Origin of the sequence: Acinetobacter sp. WU_MDCI_Abxd143 (assembly GCF_025514195.1) — a bacterium.
Classification (GTDB): domain Bacteria; phylum Pseudomonadota; class Gammaproteobacteria; order Pseudomonadales; family Moraxellaceae; genus Acinetobacter; species Acinetobacter pittii_H.
This window is the reverse complement of record NZ_JAHPTH010000001.1, coordinates 169,018-188,817: the sequence shown is the minus strand read 5'-3', so window position 1 is coordinate 188,817 and position 19,800 is coordinate 169,018. Positions and strand designations below refer to the sequence as shown.

Below are 19,800 nucleotides of genomic sequence, written 5' to 3'. Positions count from 1 at the left end.
CTCCTTAAAGTGCTTCAACACGTTCAATAATCAATGCGATGCCTTGACCTACACCAATACACATTGAACACAAAGCGTAACGACCACCTGTCTGTTCAAGCTGGTTTAGGGCTGTAGTGACTAAACGTGCACCTGATGCACCAAGTGGATGACCTAATGCAATGGCACCACCGTTTGGATTTATTTTGTCAGAATCATCTGGCAAGCCTAAATCACGGGTCACTGCCAAAGCCTGTGCAGCAAAGGCTTCATTGAGTTCAATTACATCCATCTGATCTAAAGTCAGATTGGCTTGTTTCAGTAATTTTTTAATCGCTGGTGCCGGAGCAAAACCCATAATGCGTGGTTCTACACCCACTGCTGTTGAAGCAATAATCTTGGCACGTGGTTTTAGGTTGTAAGCTTGAACTGCCTCATCAGAAGCAATCAGTAGAGCTGCTGCACCATCGTTAATGCCTGAAGCATTCCCCGCAGTGACAGTGCCATCTGCTTTGACAACAGGTTTAAGTTTGTTTAAACCTTCAAGCGTGGTTGATGCACGTGGATGTTCATCGGTATCAATCACAACAGCATCGCCCTTACGCTGAGGGATTTCAACTGCCACGATTTCTTTAGAAAAAAAGCCTTTGGCTTGCGCGCTTGCGGTGCGTTGTTGGCTCACCAAGGCAAACTGGTCCTGATCTGCACGATTGACGTTAAACTGTTCAGCCACGTTTTCGGCAGTCTGGGGCATGGTGTCTACACCATACAATTCTTTAAGTTTAGGGTTAATGAAACGCCAACCCATGGTGGTGTCTTCAATCTTCTGGCTACGGCCAAAGGCACTGTCTGACTTACCCATCACATACGGTGCGCGGCTCATGCTTTCTACACCACCTGCAATGACTAAGTTCGCTTCACCTGCTTTAATAGCACGGGCAGCAATAGCAATCGCATCGAGTGAAGAACCACACAAACGGTTAATGGTGGTTGCTGGTACCTGATACGGTAAACCCGCAAGCAGTGCTGACATACGACCAACATTACGGTTATCTTCACCAGCTTGGTTGGCACAGCCATAAATCACATCATCGACCTGTTCCCAATCTACATTCGGGTTACGCTGCATGAGCGCTTTAATCGGCACAGCGCCAAGGTCATCGGCACGGACAGGAGCAAGGCCACCGGCATAACGGCCGAATGGAGTACGGATGGCATCAATGATATAAGCGTTTTTCATTCTAACTTTTGTCCTTTACTTCAGGCCTTTTTAGCCATTCTCCGTAGGTATTTCACGGTGGCGACATGGATGTCGCCTCGTTACTCAGCACAACATGGAAGTTGTGTCTGAGTAACAAAGGTTTTTGGTTACTTTTTTAAAAAAGTGACACGAATTAGCTGGTGGCATCTGGCTTAAACAGATAAGACCCCGTTGTGATGATTTATAAATTTTCATATCAACGGATAACATCACGGCTGTAATTTACTGTGATATCCATAGGTCTGTTGCATAAGCGATACCTTACTTTTGAAAGGTCAAAAGTAACAAAAACCTTTGTTGAACAGAGGAGGCTTCCTTGCCTCCCTTTCCAACGGGCGACATCCATGTCGCCTGTCACGATAGTGAACGCTGTGGAATAGGTCTTTGCTGTATAAACCTTACCCTTGAGTCGCATCGATCAAAGTTGCACCTGTTAAAGCCTGTAGCTCATCAAAGCTAAGACCTTCAACTTTCTCGATCACCTTCAAACCATCTTTAGTTACATCAATCACACAAAGATCGGTGTAAATACGATCAACACATTTTTTACCCGTAACCGGATAGCTCAGCTCAGCCACAATCTTTGGTTCACCTTGCTTGGTCACATGATCTGTAGTGATAAATACTTTCTTGGCACCCACAGCTAAATCCATCGCACCACCTACCGCAGGAATCGCATCCGGTGCCCCCGTGTGCCAGTTCGCCAAATCACCATTCGCTGCAACCTGAAATGCACCGAGTACTGCAATATCAAGGTGACCACCACGCATCATCGCAAATGAATCGCCATGGTGGAAAAAGCTGCCGCCTTCGAGCATGGTCACAAACTCTTTACCCGCATTAATCAGTTCAGGGTCTTCTTCACCTGCCGCTGGCGGTGGGCCAAAAGCCAATAGGCCATTTTCAGAATGAAGAAAAATATCTTTATCATCAGGTAAGTAACTTGCAATCTTGGTCGGTAAACCAATGCCTAGGTTCACATAGGCGCCATCTGGAATATCTTGTGCCACACGTTGTGCAATCTGGTCACGGCTGAGTTTCTGGTAGCTCATGTTATTTCTCCTTATTGCTTACTGTGCTGGCGCTACTTGTACAACATGCTGTACAAAAATACCCGGGGTGATAATGTGCTCAGGGTCTAAACCACCGAGTTCAACCACTTCAGAAACCTGAGCAATGGTGACATCAGCAGCCATCGCCATGATTGGGCCAAAGTTACGTGCAGATTTACGGTAAACCAGATTGCCCCAGCGATCGCCCTTGTAGGCTTTAATCAAAGCAAAGTCAGCCTTGATCGGATATTCAAGTACGTAGTCTTTACCATCAATTTCACGGGTTTCTTTGCCTTCAGCTAGAAGTGTTCCAAAGCCTGTTGGGGTAAACACAGCACCTAATCCCATACCCGCAGCTTGAATACGACACGCCAGATTACCTTGCGGAACCACTTCAAGCTCGACCTTTCCGGCACGGTACAGTTCATCAAACACATAAGAGTCTGATTGGCGTGGGAAAGAACAAATCACTTTTTTAACCGAACCGGCTTTCAGCAATTTTGCCAGACCATAATCGCCATTACCGGCATTGTTGCTGACAATGGTTAAGCCTTTAACACCGAGTTCAATAAGACCGTCAATGAGTTCAGCGGGTTGTCCTGCGGTACCAAAACCACCAATCAGAATGGTTGCACCATCTTTAATCTGCGATAGAACCTCGCTTAGTGAGGACTTACTTTTGTCAATCATGTGAGAAACCTTAGAGCATGAGGTAACGTGATGTATTACTACCGCTAAAAATTTATTTAAATTCTTAATGGTAGTAATAAATGGAATAGGTTTTGTGAGTCAAAAGCGAACTTTTAACTCACATATACTTTCAATTAAGCACTAGCACGACGACGTTCAACCTCAGTTGACGGTGCAGCATCAACATCTTTAACAAGTTCAATGTTAAATGTGATGTGTTTGAAAGCGTGATCTAAACCACGGCGTTGAATTTCAGCTGGGTCAGTTACATCAACTGCTGTTGCAACTAAGCCGTCACGCGTTGCGAAAGCAAAGTCGTCCCATAAGTACTCATCACCCTCAATGTTGAATTGAGTAGTCAGCTTGCGGTAACCCGGTGCAGAAACGAAGTAATGAACGTGAGATGGACGGTTACCATGACGGCCTAATTTGTTAAGAAGGGCCTGAGTTGTACCTTCTGGCGGGCAACCATAACCTACAGGCATAGTTGTTAATGCAACATACTTACCATCAGCATCAGTCAAGATAGTACGACGTAAGTTGAAGTCAGATTGAGACTTATCAAAGAATGAATAGTTACCTAAACTGTTAGCATGCCATACTTCAACTTTGGCATTTTCAATGATATTGCCATCAGTATCAGTTACTTTTCCTTCAATAATTAAGGTATCGATTTTGCCTGTTTCAGTACCATCATCCATACGCGCAAAACCAACAGATTCAGGTGCACCCGCTACATAAAGTGGGCCTTCGATGGTACGCGGTGTGCCACCCGTAACACCAGCTTTGGCATCTGCTTCATCTGCACGTAAGTCAAGGTAATGTTCAAGACCTAAGCCTGCTGCCAAAAGACCAAGTTCATTTGCTTGACCTGCATCCGTAAAATATTCCAAACCTTTCCATACTTCTGAAGGTTGGATGTCTAAGTCTTCGATGGCTTGAAATAAATCCCCAAGAAGGCGCACCACAATTTGTTGAACACGTGCATCAACTTCGCCTTTTGCAGTGTCGACATTCATTTGTTTTACAAGCGCATCAATTTGTTGACGGTTCATACTAAAGCTCCTTAAGTATGCAATACGGTTTTGGGTGGCAGCGTTGCGGGCATTTTATTTTGCTAGCGAATGGTTGCTGCCACGTTCCTTGTTACCTTCTGAATAATCTGCTTGGTTTTTAAATGGACTTCAGAGATCGCATTTAAAAAATTCTTTCTATTTACGAATCATCATCACGAACAGAAGATGGATGACGGTTAAGTGCCATCACTTCAATGTCCATGTATGGATAGAGAGGTAAACCTTGTAAAATATTGTGCAATTCTTCATTGCTCTCGACATCAAAAATACTGATGTTTGAGTATTGGCCTGTAATACGCCAGATGTGGCGCCATTTACCTTGTCGCTGTAAGTCTTGCGAATAGGCTTTTTCAACAGCCTTAATTTCATTCGCTTTGTCGGCTGGCATATCAAGTGGAATATGCACATCCATACGTACATGAAATAACATGGGAAACTCCTTATCCTGTTGCCTTAACGACGTAACTTTTCAACTTTATCTTCATCAATTTCAATGCCTAAGCCCGGAGCCGTTGGCAAGTGCAATTCAAAGTTTTCGTAACGTAGTGGCTCTTTTAAAATTTCTTCGGTAAGCAATAACGGACCAAATAATTCAGTACCAAACGCTAATGTTTCAAAGGTTGCAAACGCATGAGCAGAAGCCATGCTACCTACAGGGCCTTCAAGCATAGTGCCGCCATAAAGATCAATTCCAGCTAAGCCTGCAATTTTGGCTACTTCACATGCTTCGATCAGACCACCAGACTGTTCAATTTTTACGGCAAATACATCTGCACCATGACTTTTTGCAATACGGTATGCGCTGTCGGGACCAGTTAAAGCTTCATCTGCCATAATTGCGACATCAAAACGCTGTGTTAGGCGCGCAAGAGCTTCAGTGTTCTGAATAGCACAAGGCTGTTCAATTAAATCAATCCCGCCATCTTGTAGCTGTTGAATACCTTGAATACATTCCAGCTCTGACCATGCACGATTTACGTCAACACGTACACTAATATCTGCACCCAGTGCTTTTTTAATTGCAATCACATGATCAACATCGTGTTGTAAAGGGCGTGAGCCGATTTTGAGTTTGAACGTGTTATGACGTTTTAGCTCAATCATTTTGCGAGCTTCAGCAATATCTTTTTCTGTGTCACCAGAGGCGAGCGTCCAAAGTACAGGTAAACTATCACGCAAACGGCCACCTAAAACTTCACTTAACGGTAAGCCTAGTCGTTTTGCTTGAATATCAAGTAGGGCAGTCTGAATGGCACATTTCGCAAAACGGTTACCATTAATATTCTTACGAATCAGTTTTAGTGTTTGAGCCACATTTAAATCTTTAACTGATGCGAGTAATGGTGCAAAGTAAGTATCAATATTGGCTTTGACACTTTCAGGACTTTCTTCACCATAGTTCAGTCCACCAATGGTGGTCGCTTCACCCCAACCGACAATACCATCCGTGGTCGTAATTTTAACGAGCACCAAAGTCTGAGTACGCATGGTAGTGACAGACAGCTGGTGAGGACGGATAGTTGGAATATCCACAAGTATGGTTTCTATGGTTCTATACATGAAGTTTCAACTATTTCAAACTTGTTTACATACCATAGAAGAATGTAATAGCCTAAAATAGATATAGAGCGGTATTTTAAGATACTAAAAAGGTATATTAATGGAATTAAGACATCTACGTTATTTTGTTACCGTTGTGGAAGAACAGAGTCTGACGAAAGCCGCAGAAAAGCTTTTTATTGCTCAGCCACCGCTCACGCGTCAAATCAAAAAACTAGAAGAAGAATTAGGTATTGATTTGTTTGTGAAAGGCTCACGTCCATTAAAAGTGACAGAGGCAGGGCTGTTTTTTTACCAGCATGCGGTACAAATTTTGACTCATACAGCTCAAGCCGCTTCTATGGCTAAAAAAATGAAACTGGTCGAGAATGTTGTTAAAGTTGGCTATGTAAGTTCGCTTCTTTATGGGCGATTACCACAGGTCATTTATCTATTTAGACAAAAAAATCCTGATATTCATGTCGAGCTTATTGAATGTGGTACACGAGATCAGGTCGAAGCTTTAAAGTTAGGCAAAATCGATTTAGGTTTTGGTCGATTGCCGATTAGTGATCCTGCCATTAAGCGACTTCTACTTAGAAAAGAAAAATTAAAACTCGCGATTCATAAAAAACATCCTTTAAGTGAGTTCCAAGAATCAGGAATTTATTTATCTCAAATTATCAATGAGACAATTTTTTCTTATCCCACAACACCTAAACCAAATTTTTCGACCACTATTCAAGCTTTATTTACCAAATTAGGTCTTGTTCCTGCCAAACTGACTGAAGTCCGCGAAATTCATATGGCACTTGGCTTGGTGGCATCTGGAGAAGGTATTTGTATTATTCCAGAAAGTGCCTGTGACATTGGAATGAAGAATCTAACTTATTTAAATATCTTAGATTTAGAAGCCTATAGTCCCATTTCTCTATCTATGCGTAACATGGACCAAAGTTCATACATTCCTAAAATTTTAGACTGTATTGAAGAGATCTATAGCCAAGAAGAAGTGTCCAGAAATTTAAATTTATAACTTTTTAATACGTTTTAAATTGAATTATCATGTTATTTTAAAACTTTAAACCTATAGGTAATATTTAAAAGGAATTATTGAATGAGAAAAATTTTAGGGATAGCTTCTCTCATTATGTCTACAGGTGTTGTACATGCTGAACAATTAAATGAACAAGAACAAATTTCTCCGTATAGTGCGAATGTGACTTTTGCAAGTCAGTATATTTCACGTGGTTTTCAACAAACTTGGGGCAAGCCTGCATTACAAATTGGTTTCGACTATGCAAATCCGAATGGATTATTTGTGGGAACTTGGGCATCGAATGTAAGTTCTAACTATCTCCGTGATGCTTCAGTTGAGTGGGATTTTTATACAGGTTATATCAAAACTTTTGATAAATTTTCAGCTGGAATGACGGTTTTTTATTACTACTATCCGGGAGCTAAAAGTACGCCTGAAACGGGAAGTACCAGTTATAACTATGGCGAAATTGTGCCTCAAATTGGTTATGGGCCTTTGACTCTTAAATATTTTATTACCTACACTCCAGATTATGCAGGCTATAACTCAGATACGATGGGTGGCCCAGCAGGTAAACGTTCACGAGGAACAACTTATCTAGATCTAACTTTTACTCAGCCTATCAATGAGTCTTGGACTTTTGGTGCCCACTATGGCTATGAAAAAATTAAAAATTTCTCGGAAGCTAATTTTCAAGATATGAAAATCGAGCTAATTAAAGATTTAGGGGATGGCTGGACTACTGGTTTAGCGTATGCCAAAGCTTGGGATAAAGATGGTTTCTATAAAAAGTATAGTAATGGTGAATCAGATGCGCCTATTTCAAATCCGATTGATTCGACATTTACTGTCTCAGTTAAAAAGGTATTCTAATTTATAAATAAAAAAGCCTGATGACTTTATTTTGAGTGATCAGGCTTTAAATAGAAAATATATAAAAATTATTTTTTAATTAAATCGTAAGCCATTTTGGTGTCGTCCAGCTGAACAAGTGAAGCATGCCGAGCAGAAAGTGGATCTTTATTTTCAATTGCAGTTAAAATCGCTTTATGTCTAGGTAACGAATGGCCCTGTAAATTCGGGCGTAGACTGGTGACTTGAATTGATTGTTGTAAAGGTAAAACCAGCATTTTTGACATATAAGCCAATAAGTCATTATGCGTTGCTTTAGCAATTGCTAAGTGAAATTGAATATCTGGTTCTATAAATTCTTCAACTGTTGTCGCTTTTTCCATCCCATCATAAGCATGTTTAATACGTTCAATATCTTCTTCATTTGCTGTACTTGCCGCAATATAGGCTAACTCCGGTTCTAAAACGCGTCGTACGGTAGAAAGTGTTTTAAAAAACTCGTGCTCAGGCGTCGTTTGAATTAGCCAAAACAATACATCCGGATCGAGTAAATGCCATTCTTCTTTAGGTCGAACTACTGTTCCGATTTTGGGCCTTGAATAAGTTAAGCCTTTCGCATTTAAAACACGTATAGCTTCGCGAAAGACAGGGCGGCTGACTTTATATTCCTCACATAAATCTACTTCACTTGGGAGCTTTTCATTTTCTGAGATTTCTCCAGAAACAATTTTTAATCCCAATTGTTGAACAATTAATGCATGTTGGCTTTTGCTTGGAATAGGATTTTTATAGTCAGCTTTACTCATATTTCACTATTACGACATGTTGAATATCCTATGGTATAGATGACCTTGTGTTTTAACAAGATCATCTTTTTCAAGAATAAATATTAATGAGAATGACGTGGAACTTCCGAGCCTCGGCAACCGACTAAGAAATCAAAATCACAACCTTCATCGGCTTGTAAAACATGTTCTACATAGAGTTTGCGGTAGCCGCCAATAAAACTTGGCGGAGCTGGAGGCGCTAAATTCTCAAGACGTTGCTTAAGTTCCTCATCACTCACTTCTAGATGAAGTTTTCCAGCATAGGCATCAAGTTCAATAAAGTCACCATTTTGAACTACAGCCAAAGGCCCACCTGCCATGGCTTCAGGGGCAACATGTAAAACTACGGTGCCATACGCTGTTCCACTCATACGTGCGTCGGAAATACGAACCATGTCGGTAATGCCTTTGGCTAAAACCTTTGGCGGTAGTCCCATATTTCCAACTTCAGCCATGCCCGGGTAGCCTTTAGGGCCGGCATTTTTCATGACTAGAATACAAGTTTCATCGACATCAAGGTCTGGGTCATTAATGCGGGTTTTATAATCATCGAAGTTTTCAAATACGATTGCACGACCACGGTGTTTCATCAGTTCAGGTGTTGCAGCAGAAGGTTTAAGCACCGCACCTTTAGGCGCTAAATTACCGCGTAAAATACACATACCGCCATCTTGTCGAATTGGGTTATCTATTTTCCGAATCACTTCATCGTTATAAATAGGTGATTGCTGGCAGTTTTCCCAAATGCTTTGACCATTTACGGTTAAGGCTTGTGGATGTGGTAAGAGACTGGCTTCACCCATACGACGAATCACGGCTGGCAAACCGCCGCTATAATAAAATTCTTCCATTAAAAAACGGCCTGAAGGCTGTAAGTCAACAATGGTTGGCATGCCACGGCCAACACGGTTCCAGTCATCGAGTTGTAAATCAACCCCAATGCGTCCAGCAATTGCTTTTAAATGAATCACGGCGTTGGTTGAACCACCAATAGCTGCATTGACTTTAATCGCATTTTCAAAGGCTTCTTTGGTTAAGATTTTAGAAAGACGTAAATCTTCATGGACCATATCAACAATACGCATACCAGAAAGATGAGCCAACACATAACGTCGAGAATCTACAGCTGGAATGGCCGCATTGTGGGGTAAAGAAGTGCCTAGGGCTTCAGCCATACACGCCATTGTAGAAGCCGTGCCCATGGTATTACATGTACCAGCTGAGCGTGACATACCAGATTCGGCAGATAAAAATTCATTTAAATCAATTTTTCCTGCTTTTAACTCTTCATGCATTTGCCAAACGATAGTACCTGCACCAATGTCTTTACCTTTGTGTTTACCATTCAGCATTGGTCCACCAGTCACTACAATGGCAGGAATATCACAACTTGCAGCTCCCATTAATAATGCAGGGGTGGTTTTATCACAACCTGTCAGTAACACCACACCGTCAATAGGGTTACCACGAATCGCTTCTTCGACATCCATACTGGCTAAGTTACGGGTAAACATGGCAGTAGGACGTAAATTCGACTCACCATTTGAAAATACAGGAAACTCAACAGGGTAGCCGCCCGCTTCTAAAATCCCTTTTTTTACGTGTTCGGCAATTTTTCGAAAATGCGCATTACATGGGGTGAGTTCAGACCACGTATTACAAATCCCAATGATGGGCTTGCCTTGAAACTCATGATCTGGAATTCCTTGGTTCTTCATCCAGCTGCGATACATAAAGCCATTTTTATCCGTTGTACCAAACCAGGCAGCCGAACGAAGAACTTGTTTGTTATTCATACAAATTTCCCTATATAGTATTACTATTGGAATTAATTAAATTAAAAATACACCATAAATTTTATTTTTAAAAGGTTTGAAATTTAAATAGTATTACTATATTTTAAATTGAAAGGATAATTTACGAGCAAGATGCTCTATAAGTAAATAATAGGAAATGGAGTCGAAGATGGATTTCGAAAAGGATGTAATACGGACGGTCACGTTTAAGCTGATACCTGCATTAGTCATACTATATCTGGTGGCATACATCGACCGTGCCGCTGTCGGATTTGCCCATTTGCATATGGGGGCCGATGTAGGAATTGGTGATGCTGCCTATGGTCTAGGAGCTGGCTTATTTTTTATTGGATATTTTCTTTTTGAAGTTCCAAGTAATTTGCTTTTAGACAAATTTGGTGCTCGTAAATGGTTTACCCGCATTTTATTAACATGGGGCCTCATCACCATGGCCATGGCGCTTATTCAAGGCCCTAAAAGTTTTTATCTCTTACGGTTTTTACTCGGTGTAGCAGAGGCGGGTTTTTTCCCTGGTGTTTTATACCTAATTACGCAGTGGTATCCGGTGCGGCATCGCGGAAAAATCATGGGAATGTTTGTGCTTTCACAACCGATTGCCATGATGATTGCAGGGCCTTTAGCTGGTCTATTACTTGGAATGGATGGCATTGCAAATTTACACGGCTGGCAATGGTTGTTCGTTGCAGTTGGCTTGCCCGCAGTTTTATTAGCTTTACCTACATTTTTGTGGCTGCCCGATAACATTGATAAAGTGAAATGGTTAAGCATTGAACAAAAACAATGGCTTAAAAATGAACTCGTTAAAGATGAAGCCGAATATGACCAAACCCGACATGCCAATCCATTACATGCTTTAAAAGACAAACGCGTACTTTTATTAGCATTGTATTACTTACCAGTGACTTTAAGTATTTACGGTTTAAATCTCTGGTTGCCTTCTATTATCAAGCAATTTGGAGGCGGTACTGATCTTCAAATTGGGTTCTTATCTAGCATTCCCTACGTTTTTGGAATTATTGGATTATTAATTATTCCACGTAGTACTGACCGCCTGAACGATCGTTACGGACACTTAAGTTTTCTCTACGCCCTAGGCGCTTGCGCAATGTTTTTGAGTGGTTGGCTAAATTCTCCAGTCATGCAATTAGCTGCTTTGGCTGTAGTTGCGTTCTGCCTATTTTCATCAACTGCTGTGTTTTGGACATTACCGGGCCGTTTCTTAACAGGCGCAAGTGCAGCGGCTGGCATTGCCTTAATCAATTCTGTTGGAAATTTAGGTGGCTATGTCGGTCCATTTGGCATCGGACTTTTAAAAGAATACACAGGAAATATGGCTGCTGGTTTGTATTTCTTATCTATCGTTATGCTTTTTGGCCTGATTTTGACTTACATCGTCTATGCCAAGCTCGAACGTCAAAAAACACAAACAGTGAATATTCAAAAGCCTTTGTAAGGAATAAAACATGCAAATTATTCAATTTGAAAATCGTGTAAATCAACGTGCTGTTGCCAAAGTAGAAGGCAACATGGCATATCCGGTTAAAAATATTCAATCGGTTCGTGATTTAGCACTTTTAGCAATCCGCAATAAAGTTTCACTGGAACAACAAGTTGAGGCGTTAGGGTTTGAGTCCGAAACTTATGATTATTCATCTTTATTAGCAGACTTAAAGGTATTACCGCCTTTAGATCATCCAGATCCAACGCACTGCTTAATTTCCGGTACAGGTTTAACCCATTTAGGTTCTGCATCTGCACGCGACAAAATGCATCAACAAAATTTAAGCGATGACAGCTCGGTGACCGACACCATGCGAATATTTCAATGGGGGCTACAAAAGGGCCGTCCAGCAGAAGGTCAGATCGGTGCGCAACCGGAATGGTTTTATAAAGGCGATGGTTCAATTGTGGTAAGACCGGGAGCAGAGTTGCCTTTACCTCCATTTGCCGAAGACGGCGGCGAAGAACCCGAAATCGCAGGCCTATACGTTATTGGAGAAGACTTAAAGCCTTACCGAATCGGGTTCGCGCTAGGCAATGAATATTCTGATCACGTGATGGAGCGCCGTAACTATTTATATCTGGCCCATTCAAAATTGCGTTTTTGCAGTTTTGGTCCAGCTTTACGGACAGGCGAGTTACCAAAACATTTAGTCGGAACCAGCCGCTTGCGCCGTGATGGACAAATTATTTGGGAAAAAGAGTTTTTGTCGGGTGAGGACAATATGTGTCATAGCTTGGCAAATCTGGAGTATCACCACTTTAAGTATCAACAATTCTTAAAAGCAGGGGATGTTCATATTCACTACTTCGGTACAGCCACTTTATCTTTTGCCGATGGTATTCAGGCACAAGTCAACGATGAGTTTGAAATCGAAATGAAAGAATTCGGTCTTCCCCTTAAAAACAAACTTGCTCATATGCAACCCGAATTACCGATCGGTTCAGTTATTACTCTCTAAGGAATATAAAAATGGTCATTGGACACAACTTTATTGGTGGTTCACGCAGCGCACAAAGTACAACTTTATTGAAAAGTGTGAATGCAACAACCAGTGAGGCTTTGCCTTATGAGTTTCACCATGCAACCGAACAGGAAATTAATCAGGCCTGTGAAGCAGCTAGCCAAGCTTTTAAGACTTACCGCCATACCTCACCTGAACAGCGTGCTGCCTTTTTAGAAAATATTGCCGATGAACTCGATGCTCTAGGTACAGATTTTCTTGAAATCGTCTCACAGGAAACTGCTTTGCCACTTGCACGCCTACAAGGTGAACGTGCCCGGACCAGTGGACAAATGCGCCTGTTCGCCAAAGTATTACGCCGTGGTGATTTTTTAGGTGCCCGTATTGATACTGCCTTACCTGAGCGTCAACCTTTACCACGCCCAGACCTGCGCCAGATTAAAATCGGTGTTGGCCCTGTGGCAGTCTTTGGGGCAAGTAACTTTCCTTTAGCATTCTCAACTGCGGGTGGTGACACTGCTTCTGCACTAGCGGCTGGTTGCTCTGTAGTGGTGAAAGCCCATAGTGGACATATGGCGACAGCAGATTTTGTAGCGCAGGCAATCGAACGTGCCGTAGAAAAATCAAGTATGCCAAAAGGTGTATTTAACATGATCTACGGTAATGGCGTGGGTGAACCATTGGTTAAGCATCCTTTAATTCAGGCTGTGGGTTTTACAGGTTCACTACGTGGTGGTCGTGCTCTATGTGACATGGCCGCAGCCCGTCCACAGCCGATCCCCGTATTTGCTGAAATGAGCAGTATTAACCCGATGCTGATGTTGCCAGAAGCCTTAAAAAACCGTGGTGAAAAGATTGCACAGGACTTGGCAGATTCGGTTGTTTTAGGCTGTGGTCAGTTCTGTACCAATCCGGGTTTAATCTTGGGAATTAAATCAGCCGAGTTTACTCAGCTCATTAGCAACCTAACCGATATTATGGGTGCTAAGCCTGCACAGACTATGCTGAATGTCGGAACCTTAAAAAGTTATGCAGCGGGTCTTGAGCACTTGACCCAGCATCAAGGCATTAAGCATTTGGCAGGTCAAGCTCAACAAGGCAATCAGGCACAGCCGCAACTGTTTAAAGCTGATGTTGAGCTTTTACTGGCGGGTGACCAACTTTTGCAAGAAGAAGTTTTTGGACCAGCGACTGTCATCATTGAGGTTGAAGATAAAGCCCAACTCATTCAGGCACTACAAAGCATGAATGGGCAGCTGACTGCGACTTTAATTGCCGACGAAGCAGACTTAACAGAATTTGCAGATGTGGTTCCAGTTTTAGAGGAAAAAGCAGGCCGTTTACTCATAAATGGTTATCCAACGGGTGTTGAGGTGTGTGATGCCATGGTGCACGGTGGACCATACCCAGCGACTTCTGATGCAAGAGGCACCTCAGTTGGAACCTTGGCCATTGACCGTTATTTACGCCCTGTTTGTTATCAAAACTATCCGCAGAGTTTATTGCCAGAGGCTTTAAAAGACAGTAATCCATTACAGATTTTAAGACTTGTGAATGGTGAGATGACCAGAGAAGCTATCTAATCAATTAAAAAAAGAGACCACAAACTGGTCTCTTTTTTATATTCTGAAGAATAAATTTATAGCGGAGTAGGCAAATTAAGTACTACCTGAGCATCTTGGATAACATCTAAGCGGAGAATTATCTAGCGTAGATTTTATATATAAATAAGGTTAGAAAAGATGAAATATTTGTATTTTTCTAATTTGTAGAAAACTTATCTAGAGTAAAAAAACATAGAATGTATAGTTGTTTTTAAGAGTAATAAGTAAATTATTCATTACGACAACTTAAAAGTTAAAATAAATTGGTTCTTTTCATAAGTTTATTTAGCAATACTTCTAAAGAAAAATTTAAATTAAATAGATAATTTTCTTTAAACGATAACAAGAGAGTAAATTTAATGTACTAATGAATAAGTGATTGAAATTTCTAAAGTTTATTAAAATTTTAAATCATTAAGGAGCTACTTCTTTAACAATACCTTCTATTGTCAAAATTCAAATGAGAAAAACTCATAGATTGAATACTTTTACTCACTTTTTATTAAATTATATTTATGAGATTTTAGGGCTTTCCTGAGAAATGGATCATAATTGAAGAAATTCACACCATTTGTGACGAGAATATCTGGCTTACTTACTATTACAATGTTCAAAAGTTTGTTTTTATAGTAAATAGCTGGATAAAAGAACTCGAATTGGAAAAGAGTTTTAAAGGAAATGGGACAAATTAGGAGTGTCCATGAAAATTAAGCCATTGCCGCCAATGAACAGCTTAATTGTATTCGAGGCAGCCGCACGCCACCTCAGTTTTACAAAAGCTGCAAATGAATTGAATGTTACTCAAGGCGCTATCAGTCGACAAATTCGACAGCTCGAGGAATACCTAGGTAAGGAATTATTCTTAAGAGCTAATCGAAATATTTCCCTAACTCCTACCGGACTCCAATACTATCAAACGATCTATAGTGCTTTATTAGATGTTGCTCAGGCTACTGCTGAAATCAAGAAATGGCAAGGAGAGCATCAAATAACTGTGGCTACGACCAATGCTATGGCCGCTCTTTGGTTACTACCGAAAGTGGCTGCTTTTCAACAGAATAATGAGGGGGTAGATTTAAGAATTTTAACGACAGACAATATTTCAGATCTGCACAAAATGGACTTCGATTTGGCATTATTTTATTGCCGTGTTCCTCCAGCAGGTATGAGAGTTACTACTTTATTTCCTGAAGAGGTTTTTCCTGTTTGTAGTCCAAATTATCTTGCTCAATTTAAAGAAGATAGTTCTCCAGAAGAGATTTTTGGAAAAGCTCTATTATATCTAGATGATGCTCAAAAAGATTGGATTACTTGGTCAGAGTGGTTTGAAGCAGTAAATTATCCTATTGTAAAACCAAAAAATAGGGTGAATATCAATAACTATCCAATGCTTTTACAGGCGGCAATTAATGGTCAGGGGGTGGCTTTGGCGTGGGGTTCACTCGTGGATGATTATTTACAAAGTGGTGCTTTAGTTAGACCTGTTGAGACTGTTCTTCGTACTCAAGCAAATTTCAGTATGCTGGAACCAGCAGATAGGGGAGTTATTCCTTCTAGTGTTAAGCATTTCCGCAGTTGGCTGCTAGATCAATTACCAGGCCAAGTTGGGCAAAAGGGTTTAAATTAAAATTTAAGAAATAAAAAAAGAGCTCAATAGAGCTCTTTTTTTGGTACTTAATTTTCAATCACGAGTGGAACTTTCTGTTCTGTTTTTTCATCCTTATTCTGAGTTGCAGTTTTACAGAAATCAGGACGAATATGTTCTGGCATCATGACCCAAGCCTGAGGATCACGCCGTAAACTTTTCATAAGAGAAACACACATTATTCCAAGCAAAATAGAGATAGGAAAACCAGCTATTACACAGGCAGTTTTAATTGCTGATAGCCCACCAGCTAAAAGCAATCCGCCACTCACTAAGGGAATAATAGTGGCCCAAATTAAGCGAATAGTTACGGAGGGATTGGTTGAACCATTTGTATCTAGGAAACATAAAACTAGAGCTCCGGAGTTGGCTATAGTAATAATGTGGATAGATAACAATAAACACAGTAACGCGCTAAGAAACAGTGTAGTTGTATGATTGGTTGAGATATGGTCAAAGAATACAAATACCGCACGTGCAGGATCTTCTTTAGTTGCTTCAGCAATCGTCATCTCATGTTTAGTTGTTTTCTCTACAGGAGTAGTCGACTGTGTGGTAGGAACAACTAATTCTTGAGCAGCTGGTTGATGATTTGCTTTTTCGATTTTGAGCGCAGCACCACCAAATGCAGCAATCCAGATAAAGGTAAGTAATGTTGGAGCGGCAAGAGAACCTAGAATCACTTCGCGAATAGTGCGGCCACGAGAAATACGGGCAATAAATAAACCTACAAATGGACCCCATGTCATCCACCATGGCCAGTAGTAAGCTGTCCACCCACTTTGCCAACCTGAATCTTTTTGTGCATCACTCCACAAACTCATACCTACGATATTTTGGAAATAATCGCCTAGACCTTCAAAGAATGTATTAAAGATAAATCTTGATGAGCCGATCAAGATAACAGCAATGACTAAGAGATAAGATAAAACCATATTGCCTTCAGCAATAAATTTAAATCCTTTACTAATTGCAGATAATAAAGAAAGAGTTGCTAAGACGCCTAAAACAAGGACTAAAACTAATTGGATCTTAACGTCGATATTAATACCAAAACTATGATTTAAACCCACATTTAGTTCTAAAATTCCCATGCTGACTGCTTGGGAGACACCAAAAGCAGTAATTACAATAGTAATGATGTCTACAAAGTTGCCAATAGGTCCATAAATTTTATCGCCAATAAAAGGATGTAAAATAGATCGACAAGCTAATGGTAAATCTTTACGGTAAGCGAAATAACCTAACGCTACGGCTGATAAACAAAATAGTCCCCATGGGTGTAATCCCCAGTGGAAGAAAGTCAATTGCATTGCCATTCGAGCTGATTCATCTGAAAGTCCTTTTGTAAAAGGATTACTTACATAATGACTGATTGGCTCTGCTACGGACCAAAACATAAGACCAATACCCATTCCGCAAGAGAAGAGCATACAGATCCACGCGATATTACTATATTCTGGTTTCTCGTCATCTTTTCCTAAGCGTATGTGACCATAACGACTCATACATAAATAAATTAGAAAAGCTAGTAACGCAGTAGCTAGGAGCAGAAGATACCATTTTGCATTCTGTAAAAGCACGTCTGAAATTAACTGGAAATATTCGCCTGCTTGCTTTTCTTTAAAAATACAAAAGGCGATAAAGATAAAGAGCAGTACTTTAGAAACAATGGTAACAGTTGGATTAAGCCCCTGCAGGGCTTTTGTTGTTGTACGCATAACTCCTCCTTGGATGCGCTACAAGCAGCTAAACCTTTAGCTGTTGAATTTGTATTTACAGAGTAATGAGGAGTACAAAGTTAGCTCAACCGATTTATTCTCACTAATGACTGAGTTTTTGTCATAGATTGATTTATTTTTAATGAGGCAAGATTAATTATTTATTAACTCAAATAATTAATAAAAATTTAGAAAAATATAATAATGAAAATAGGGATTTAATCATCCCTATTTTTTTAAAACCAGATTTTAAGTTTCAGTAACAAATTGATTATCTGCTTCCTTTAAACTTTTCTCTTTGGGTTTTTTAACAGGTTTTTGCTCAGTTTTGCACGAATCGGGGCGGACATGTTCTGGCATCATGACCCAAGCTAATGGATCTTCCCTTAAGCTTTTAATCAGTGAAATACAGGTAATTCCCAAAAGAATTGATATCGGGAAACCAGCAATGACACAAGCCGTTTGAATAGCTGATAGCCCACCAGTTAATAGTAGCCCTCCGCCTATCAATGGAATGATTATGCTCCAAATGAGCCTAATAGCTACAGATGGGTTAGTGGCACCGTTGGAATCCAGAAAACAGAGCACAAGTGTGCCTGAGTTAACTAGCGTAATGACGTGAATAGCTAGTAATAGACAGAGCAGAGCACTCAAGAATACTTTGGTGTTATGACTTGAAGCAAGATGATCAAAAAATACAAACACAGCTCGTGCTGGTTCCTTTTTAGTTGCCTCTGCAATAGTCATTTCATGAGCGGGAGTTACTGGAGGAGGGGTTATATGAGAAGTGGTCACAACAACTTCTTGAGCAGCTGGTTGATGATTTGCTTTTTCAATTTTGAGTGCAGCACCACCAAATGCAGCAATCCAGAGGAAAGTTAGAAGTGTGGGGGCGGCAAGTGAGCCTAGAATAACTTCACGAATCGTACGGCCTCTAGAAATACGAGCGATGAAAAGACCCACAAAAGGTGCCCAAGTCATCCACCATGGCCAATAGTAAGCTGTCCACCAGTTTTGCCAACCTGAATCTTTTTGTGCATCACTCCATAAACTCATACCTACAATATTTTGTAAATAATCACCTATTCCTTCAAAGAAGGTATTTAAAATATAGTGAGTTGAGCCAATGAAAATAATGATAAAGACCAATAAATAAGAAATGATCATGTTGCCTTCAGCAATGATCTTGAAGCCTTTACTAATCGCAGATAACAAAGAAATAGTCGCTAAAGCACAAAGAATGACTACCATTACAAGCTGAATTTTGACATCTACACTAATACCAAAGGTGTGGTTGAGTCCAGTATTTAGTTCAAGTATTCCCATACTTAATGATTGTGAAATACCGAAAGCAGTAATTACAATGGTTATAATGTCGACGATATTACCTACCGGTCCATAAATTTTATTACCTATTAATGGGTATAAAATTGAGCGCATGGCAAAAGGTAAATTTTTACGGTAAGCAAAATATCCTAAAGCAACCGCTACTAAACAGAATAATCCCCATGGATGTAATCCCCAATGAAAGAATGTCAGTTGCATCGCCATCCGGGCAGATTCATCTGAAAGTCCTTTGGTAAATGGATTACTTGCATAGTGGCTGATTGGTTCTGCTACTGACCAAAACATCAGGCCAATACCCATCCCACATGAAAAGAGCATGCAGATCCAGGCAATATTACTATACTCGGGTTTTTCGTCATCCTTTCCTAAACGAATATGGCCATAACGGCTCATACATAAATAGATAATAAATCCTAATAAGAAAGTTGCTAAAAGTAGAAGATACCATTTTGCATTTTGTAATAAGGCACTTGATATCAGTTGAAAATATTCACCTGCCTGTTTTTCCTTAAAAATGCAAAAAGCAATAAAAATGAAGAGTAATAACTTCGAGACAATAGTAACAGTCGGATTAAGCCCTTTCATGACTCCTGTTGTTGTACGCATAACTACTCCTTGGATGCGTTTCCAACAGCTAAAAAACGATTAGCTGCTTAATACTAATAATACAGGGTAGTGAGGTGGGAGAAGATTGCTCAACTGATTTATTCTCACCGACTAGTGAGTTTTAGTCATGGATAGCAATTTTTTTATAAGAAATCGTCTTGTTTAAAGCCGTTTTTAACGTATGAGAAAAACTCATAAATGCCTAGCTAAAAAGTCGTTTGTCGGACGATTCGATATTTAACACAATCTCTAAAGAAATAGCAGAGTGTGCAAATCATCT

The 19,800-nt window shown here is 40.4% G+C and carries 16 protein-coding genes; 6 read left to right on the top strand and 10 right to left on the bottom strand.

Features of this window, described 5'->3' with window-relative positions:
- Window positions 1-4 precede the first annotated feature (4 nt).
- The 6 genes from pcaF to KTI79_RS00830 all read right to left on the bottom strand — a co-directional run bounded on the left by pcaF (window position 5) and on the right by KTI79_RS00830 (window position 5,618).
- Window positions 5-1,219: a 3-oxoadipyl-CoA thiolase gene (pcaF, locus tag KTI79_RS00855; protein WP_032053843.1), complete on the bottom strand. Its 1,215-nt coding sequence runs from the start codon at window positions 1,217-1,219 to the stop codon at window positions 5-7.
- Window positions 1,220-1,638: 419 nt separating this feature from the next.
- Window positions 1,639-2,292, bottom strand: a complete 654-nt coding sequence (locus KTI79_RS00850; protein ID WP_023187869.1) for a 3-oxoacid CoA-transferase subunit B — start codon at window positions 2,290-2,292, stop codon at window positions 1,639-1,641.
- Window positions 2,293-2,310: 18 nt separating this feature from the next.
- Complete coding sequence (locus tag KTI79_RS00845; RefSeq protein ID WP_005069060.1) at window positions 2,311-2,982, bottom strand: 3-oxoacid CoA-transferase subunit A; 672 nt, start codon at window positions 2,980-2,982, stop codon at window positions 2,311-2,313.
- Between the two features lie 134 nt (window positions 2,983-3,116).
- The gene (catA, locus tag KTI79_RS00840; RefSeq protein WP_032053842.1) at window positions 3,117-4,037 is read right to left on the bottom strand and encodes a catechol 1,2-dioxygenase; all 921 of its coding nucleotides are present in this window, start codon (window positions 4,035-4,037) and stop codon (window positions 3,117-3,119) included.
- A gap of 160 nt (window positions 4,038-4,197) precedes the next feature.
- Window positions 4,198-4,488, bottom strand: a complete 291-nt coding sequence (gene catC, locus KTI79_RS00835) for a muconolactone Delta-isomerase (RefSeq protein ID WP_000897235.1) — start codon at window positions 4,486-4,488, stop codon at window positions 4,198-4,200.
- A 23-nt stretch (window positions 4,489-4,511) separates the two neighbouring features.
- On the bottom strand, window positions 4,512-5,618 hold the full coding sequence (locus KTI79_RS00830; RefSeq protein ID WP_032053840.1) for a muconate/chloromuconate family cycloisomerase: 1,107 nt from the start codon (window positions 5,616-5,618) through the stop codon (window positions 4,512-4,514).
- A gap of 100 nt (window positions 5,619-5,718) precedes the next feature.
- Here KTI79_RS00830 and KTI79_RS00825 point away from each other — a divergent pair, with 100 nt between their 5' ends.
- Both KTI79_RS00825 and KTI79_RS00820 read left to right on the top strand, forming a co-directional pair.
- On the top strand, window positions 5,719-6,633 hold the full coding sequence (locus KTI79_RS00825; protein ID WP_016140852.1) for a LysR family transcriptional regulator: 915 nt from the start codon (window positions 5,719-5,721) through the stop codon (window positions 6,631-6,633).
- Window positions 6,634-6,714: 81 nt separating this feature from the next.
- Window positions 6,715-7,509: a TorF family putative porin gene (locus KTI79_RS00820; RefSeq protein WP_032053839.1), complete on the top strand. Its 795-nt coding sequence runs from the start codon at window positions 6,715-6,717 to the stop codon at window positions 7,507-7,509.
- Between the two features lie 68 nt (window positions 7,510-7,577).
- On the opposite strand, the gene KTI79_RS00815 is transcribed toward KTI79_RS00820, so the two are convergent.
- Entirely contained in the window at window positions 7,578-8,294 is a 717-nt protein-coding gene (locus KTI79_RS00815; RefSeq protein WP_002113901.1) for a FadR/GntR family transcriptional regulator, read from the bottom strand.
- 83 nt (window positions 8,295-8,377) lie between these two features.
- Window positions 8,378-10,111, bottom strand: coding sequence for an IlvD/Edd family dehydratase (locus KTI79_RS00810; RefSeq protein WP_086376175.1), 1,734 nt, complete (start codon window positions 10,109-10,111; stop codon window positions 8,378-8,380).
- A gap of 169 nt (window positions 10,112-10,280) precedes the next feature.
- On the opposite strand from KTI79_RS00810, the gene abaQ reads away from it, so the two are divergent.
- The 4 genes from abaQ to KTI79_RS00790 all read left to right on the top strand — a co-directional run bounded on the left by abaQ (window position 10,281) and on the right by KTI79_RS00790 (window position 15,828).
- Window positions 10,281-11,585, top strand: a complete 1,305-nt coding sequence (abaQ, locus tag KTI79_RS00805; RefSeq protein WP_017402766.1) for a multidrug efflux MFS transporter AbaQ — start codon at window positions 10,281-10,283, stop codon at window positions 11,583-11,585.
- A 10-nt stretch (window positions 11,586-11,595) separates the two neighbouring features.
- Window positions 11,596-12,594: an AraD1 family protein gene (gene araD1 / locus KTI79_RS00800; protein WP_086376176.1), complete on the top strand. Its 999-nt coding sequence runs from the start codon at window positions 11,596-11,598 to the stop codon at window positions 12,592-12,594.
- Window positions 12,595-12,605: 11 nt separating this feature from the next.
- Entirely contained in the window at window positions 12,606-14,180 is a 1,575-nt protein-coding gene (locus tag KTI79_RS00795; RefSeq protein ID WP_086376177.1) for an aldehyde dehydrogenase (NADP(+)), read from the top strand.
- 721 nt (window positions 14,181-14,901) lie between these two features.
- Window positions 14,902-15,828 (top strand): LysR substrate-binding domain-containing protein, encoded by a 927-nt coding sequence (locus KTI79_RS00790; RefSeq protein ID WP_000695009.1) that lies wholly within the window; start codon window positions 14,902-14,904, stop codon window positions 15,826-15,828.
- 47 nt (window positions 15,829-15,875) lie between these two features.
- Here KTI79_RS00790 and KTI79_RS00785 read toward each other — a convergent pair whose 3' ends face one another.
- Together KTI79_RS00785 and KTI79_RS00780 are read right to left on the bottom strand one after the other, a co-directional pair.
- Complete coding sequence (locus KTI79_RS00785; protein WP_086376178.1) at window positions 15,876-17,567, bottom strand: BCCT family transporter; 1,692 nt, start codon at window positions 17,565-17,567, stop codon at window positions 15,876-15,878.
- Window positions 17,568-17,816: 249 nt separating this feature from the next.
- Window positions 17,817-19,520 carry a BCCT family transporter gene (locus KTI79_RS00780; protein WP_086376179.1) on the bottom strand — a complete coding sequence of 568 codons (1,704 nt, stop codon included), beginning with the start codon at window positions 19,518-19,520 and terminating at the stop codon, window positions 17,817-17,819.
- Between the last annotated feature and the right edge of the window lie 280 nt (window positions 19,521-19,800).

What these genes read in the sequence shown, in the direction of transcription:
- pcaF (WP_032053843.1), bottom strand. Translation starts at nt 1,219, where the DNA reads ATGAAAAACGCTTATATCATTGATGCCATCCGTACTCCATTCGGCCGT.
- KTI79_RS00850 (WP_023187869.1), bottom strand. Translation starts at nt 2,292, where the DNA reads ATGAGCTACCAGAAACTCAGCCGTGACCAGATTGCACAACGTGTGGCA.
- KTI79_RS00845 (WP_005069060.1), bottom strand. Translation starts at nt 2,982, where the DNA reads ATGATTGACAAAAGTAAGTCCTCACTAAGCGAGGTTCTATCGCAGATT.
- catA (WP_032053842.1), bottom strand. Translation starts at nt 4,037, where the DNA reads ATGAACCGTCAACAAATTGATGCGCTTGTAAAACAAATGAATGTCGAC.
- catC (WP_000897235.1), bottom strand. Translation starts at nt 4,488, where the DNA reads ATGTTATTTCATGTACGTATGGATGTGCATATTCCACTTGATATGCCA.
- KTI79_RS00830 (WP_032053840.1), bottom strand. Translation starts at nt 5,618, where the DNA reads ATGTATAGAACCATAGAAACCATACTTGTGGATATTCCAACTATCCGT.
- KTI79_RS00825 (WP_016140852.1), top strand. Translation starts at nt 5,719, where the DNA reads ATGGAATTAAGACATCTACGTTATTTTGTTACCGTTGTGGAAGAACAG.
- KTI79_RS00820 (WP_032053839.1), top strand. Translation starts at nt 6,715, where the DNA reads ATGAGAAAAATTTTAGGGATAGCTTCTCTCATTATGTCTACAGGTGTT.
- KTI79_RS00815 (WP_002113901.1), bottom strand. Translation starts at nt 8,294, where the DNA reads ATGAGTAAAGCTGACTATAAAAATCCTATTCCAAGCAAAAGCCAACAT.
- KTI79_RS00810 (WP_086376175.1), bottom strand. Translation starts at nt 10,111, where the DNA reads ATGAATAACAAACAAGTTCTTCGTTCGGCTGCCTGGTTTGGTACAACG.
- abaQ (WP_017402766.1), top strand. Translation starts at nt 10,281, where the DNA reads ATGGATTTCGAAAAGGATGTAATACGGACGGTCACGTTTAAGCTGATA.
- araD1 (WP_086376176.1), top strand. Translation starts at nt 11,596, where the DNA reads ATGCAAATTATTCAATTTGAAAATCGTGTAAATCAACGTGCTGTTGCC.
- KTI79_RS00795 (WP_086376177.1), top strand. Translation starts at nt 12,606, where the DNA reads ATGGTCATTGGACACAACTTTATTGGTGGTTCACGCAGCGCACAAAGT.
- KTI79_RS00790 (WP_000695009.1), top strand. Translation starts at nt 14,902, where the DNA reads ATGAAAATTAAGCCATTGCCGCCAATGAACAGCTTAATTGTATTCGAG.
- KTI79_RS00785 (WP_086376178.1), bottom strand. Translation starts at nt 17,567, where the DNA reads ATGCGTACAACAACAAAAGCCCTGCAGGGGCTTAATCCAACTGTTACC.
- KTI79_RS00780 (WP_086376179.1), bottom strand. Translation starts at nt 19,520, where the DNA reads ATGCGTACAACAACAGGAGTCATGAAAGGGCTTAATCCGACTGTTACT.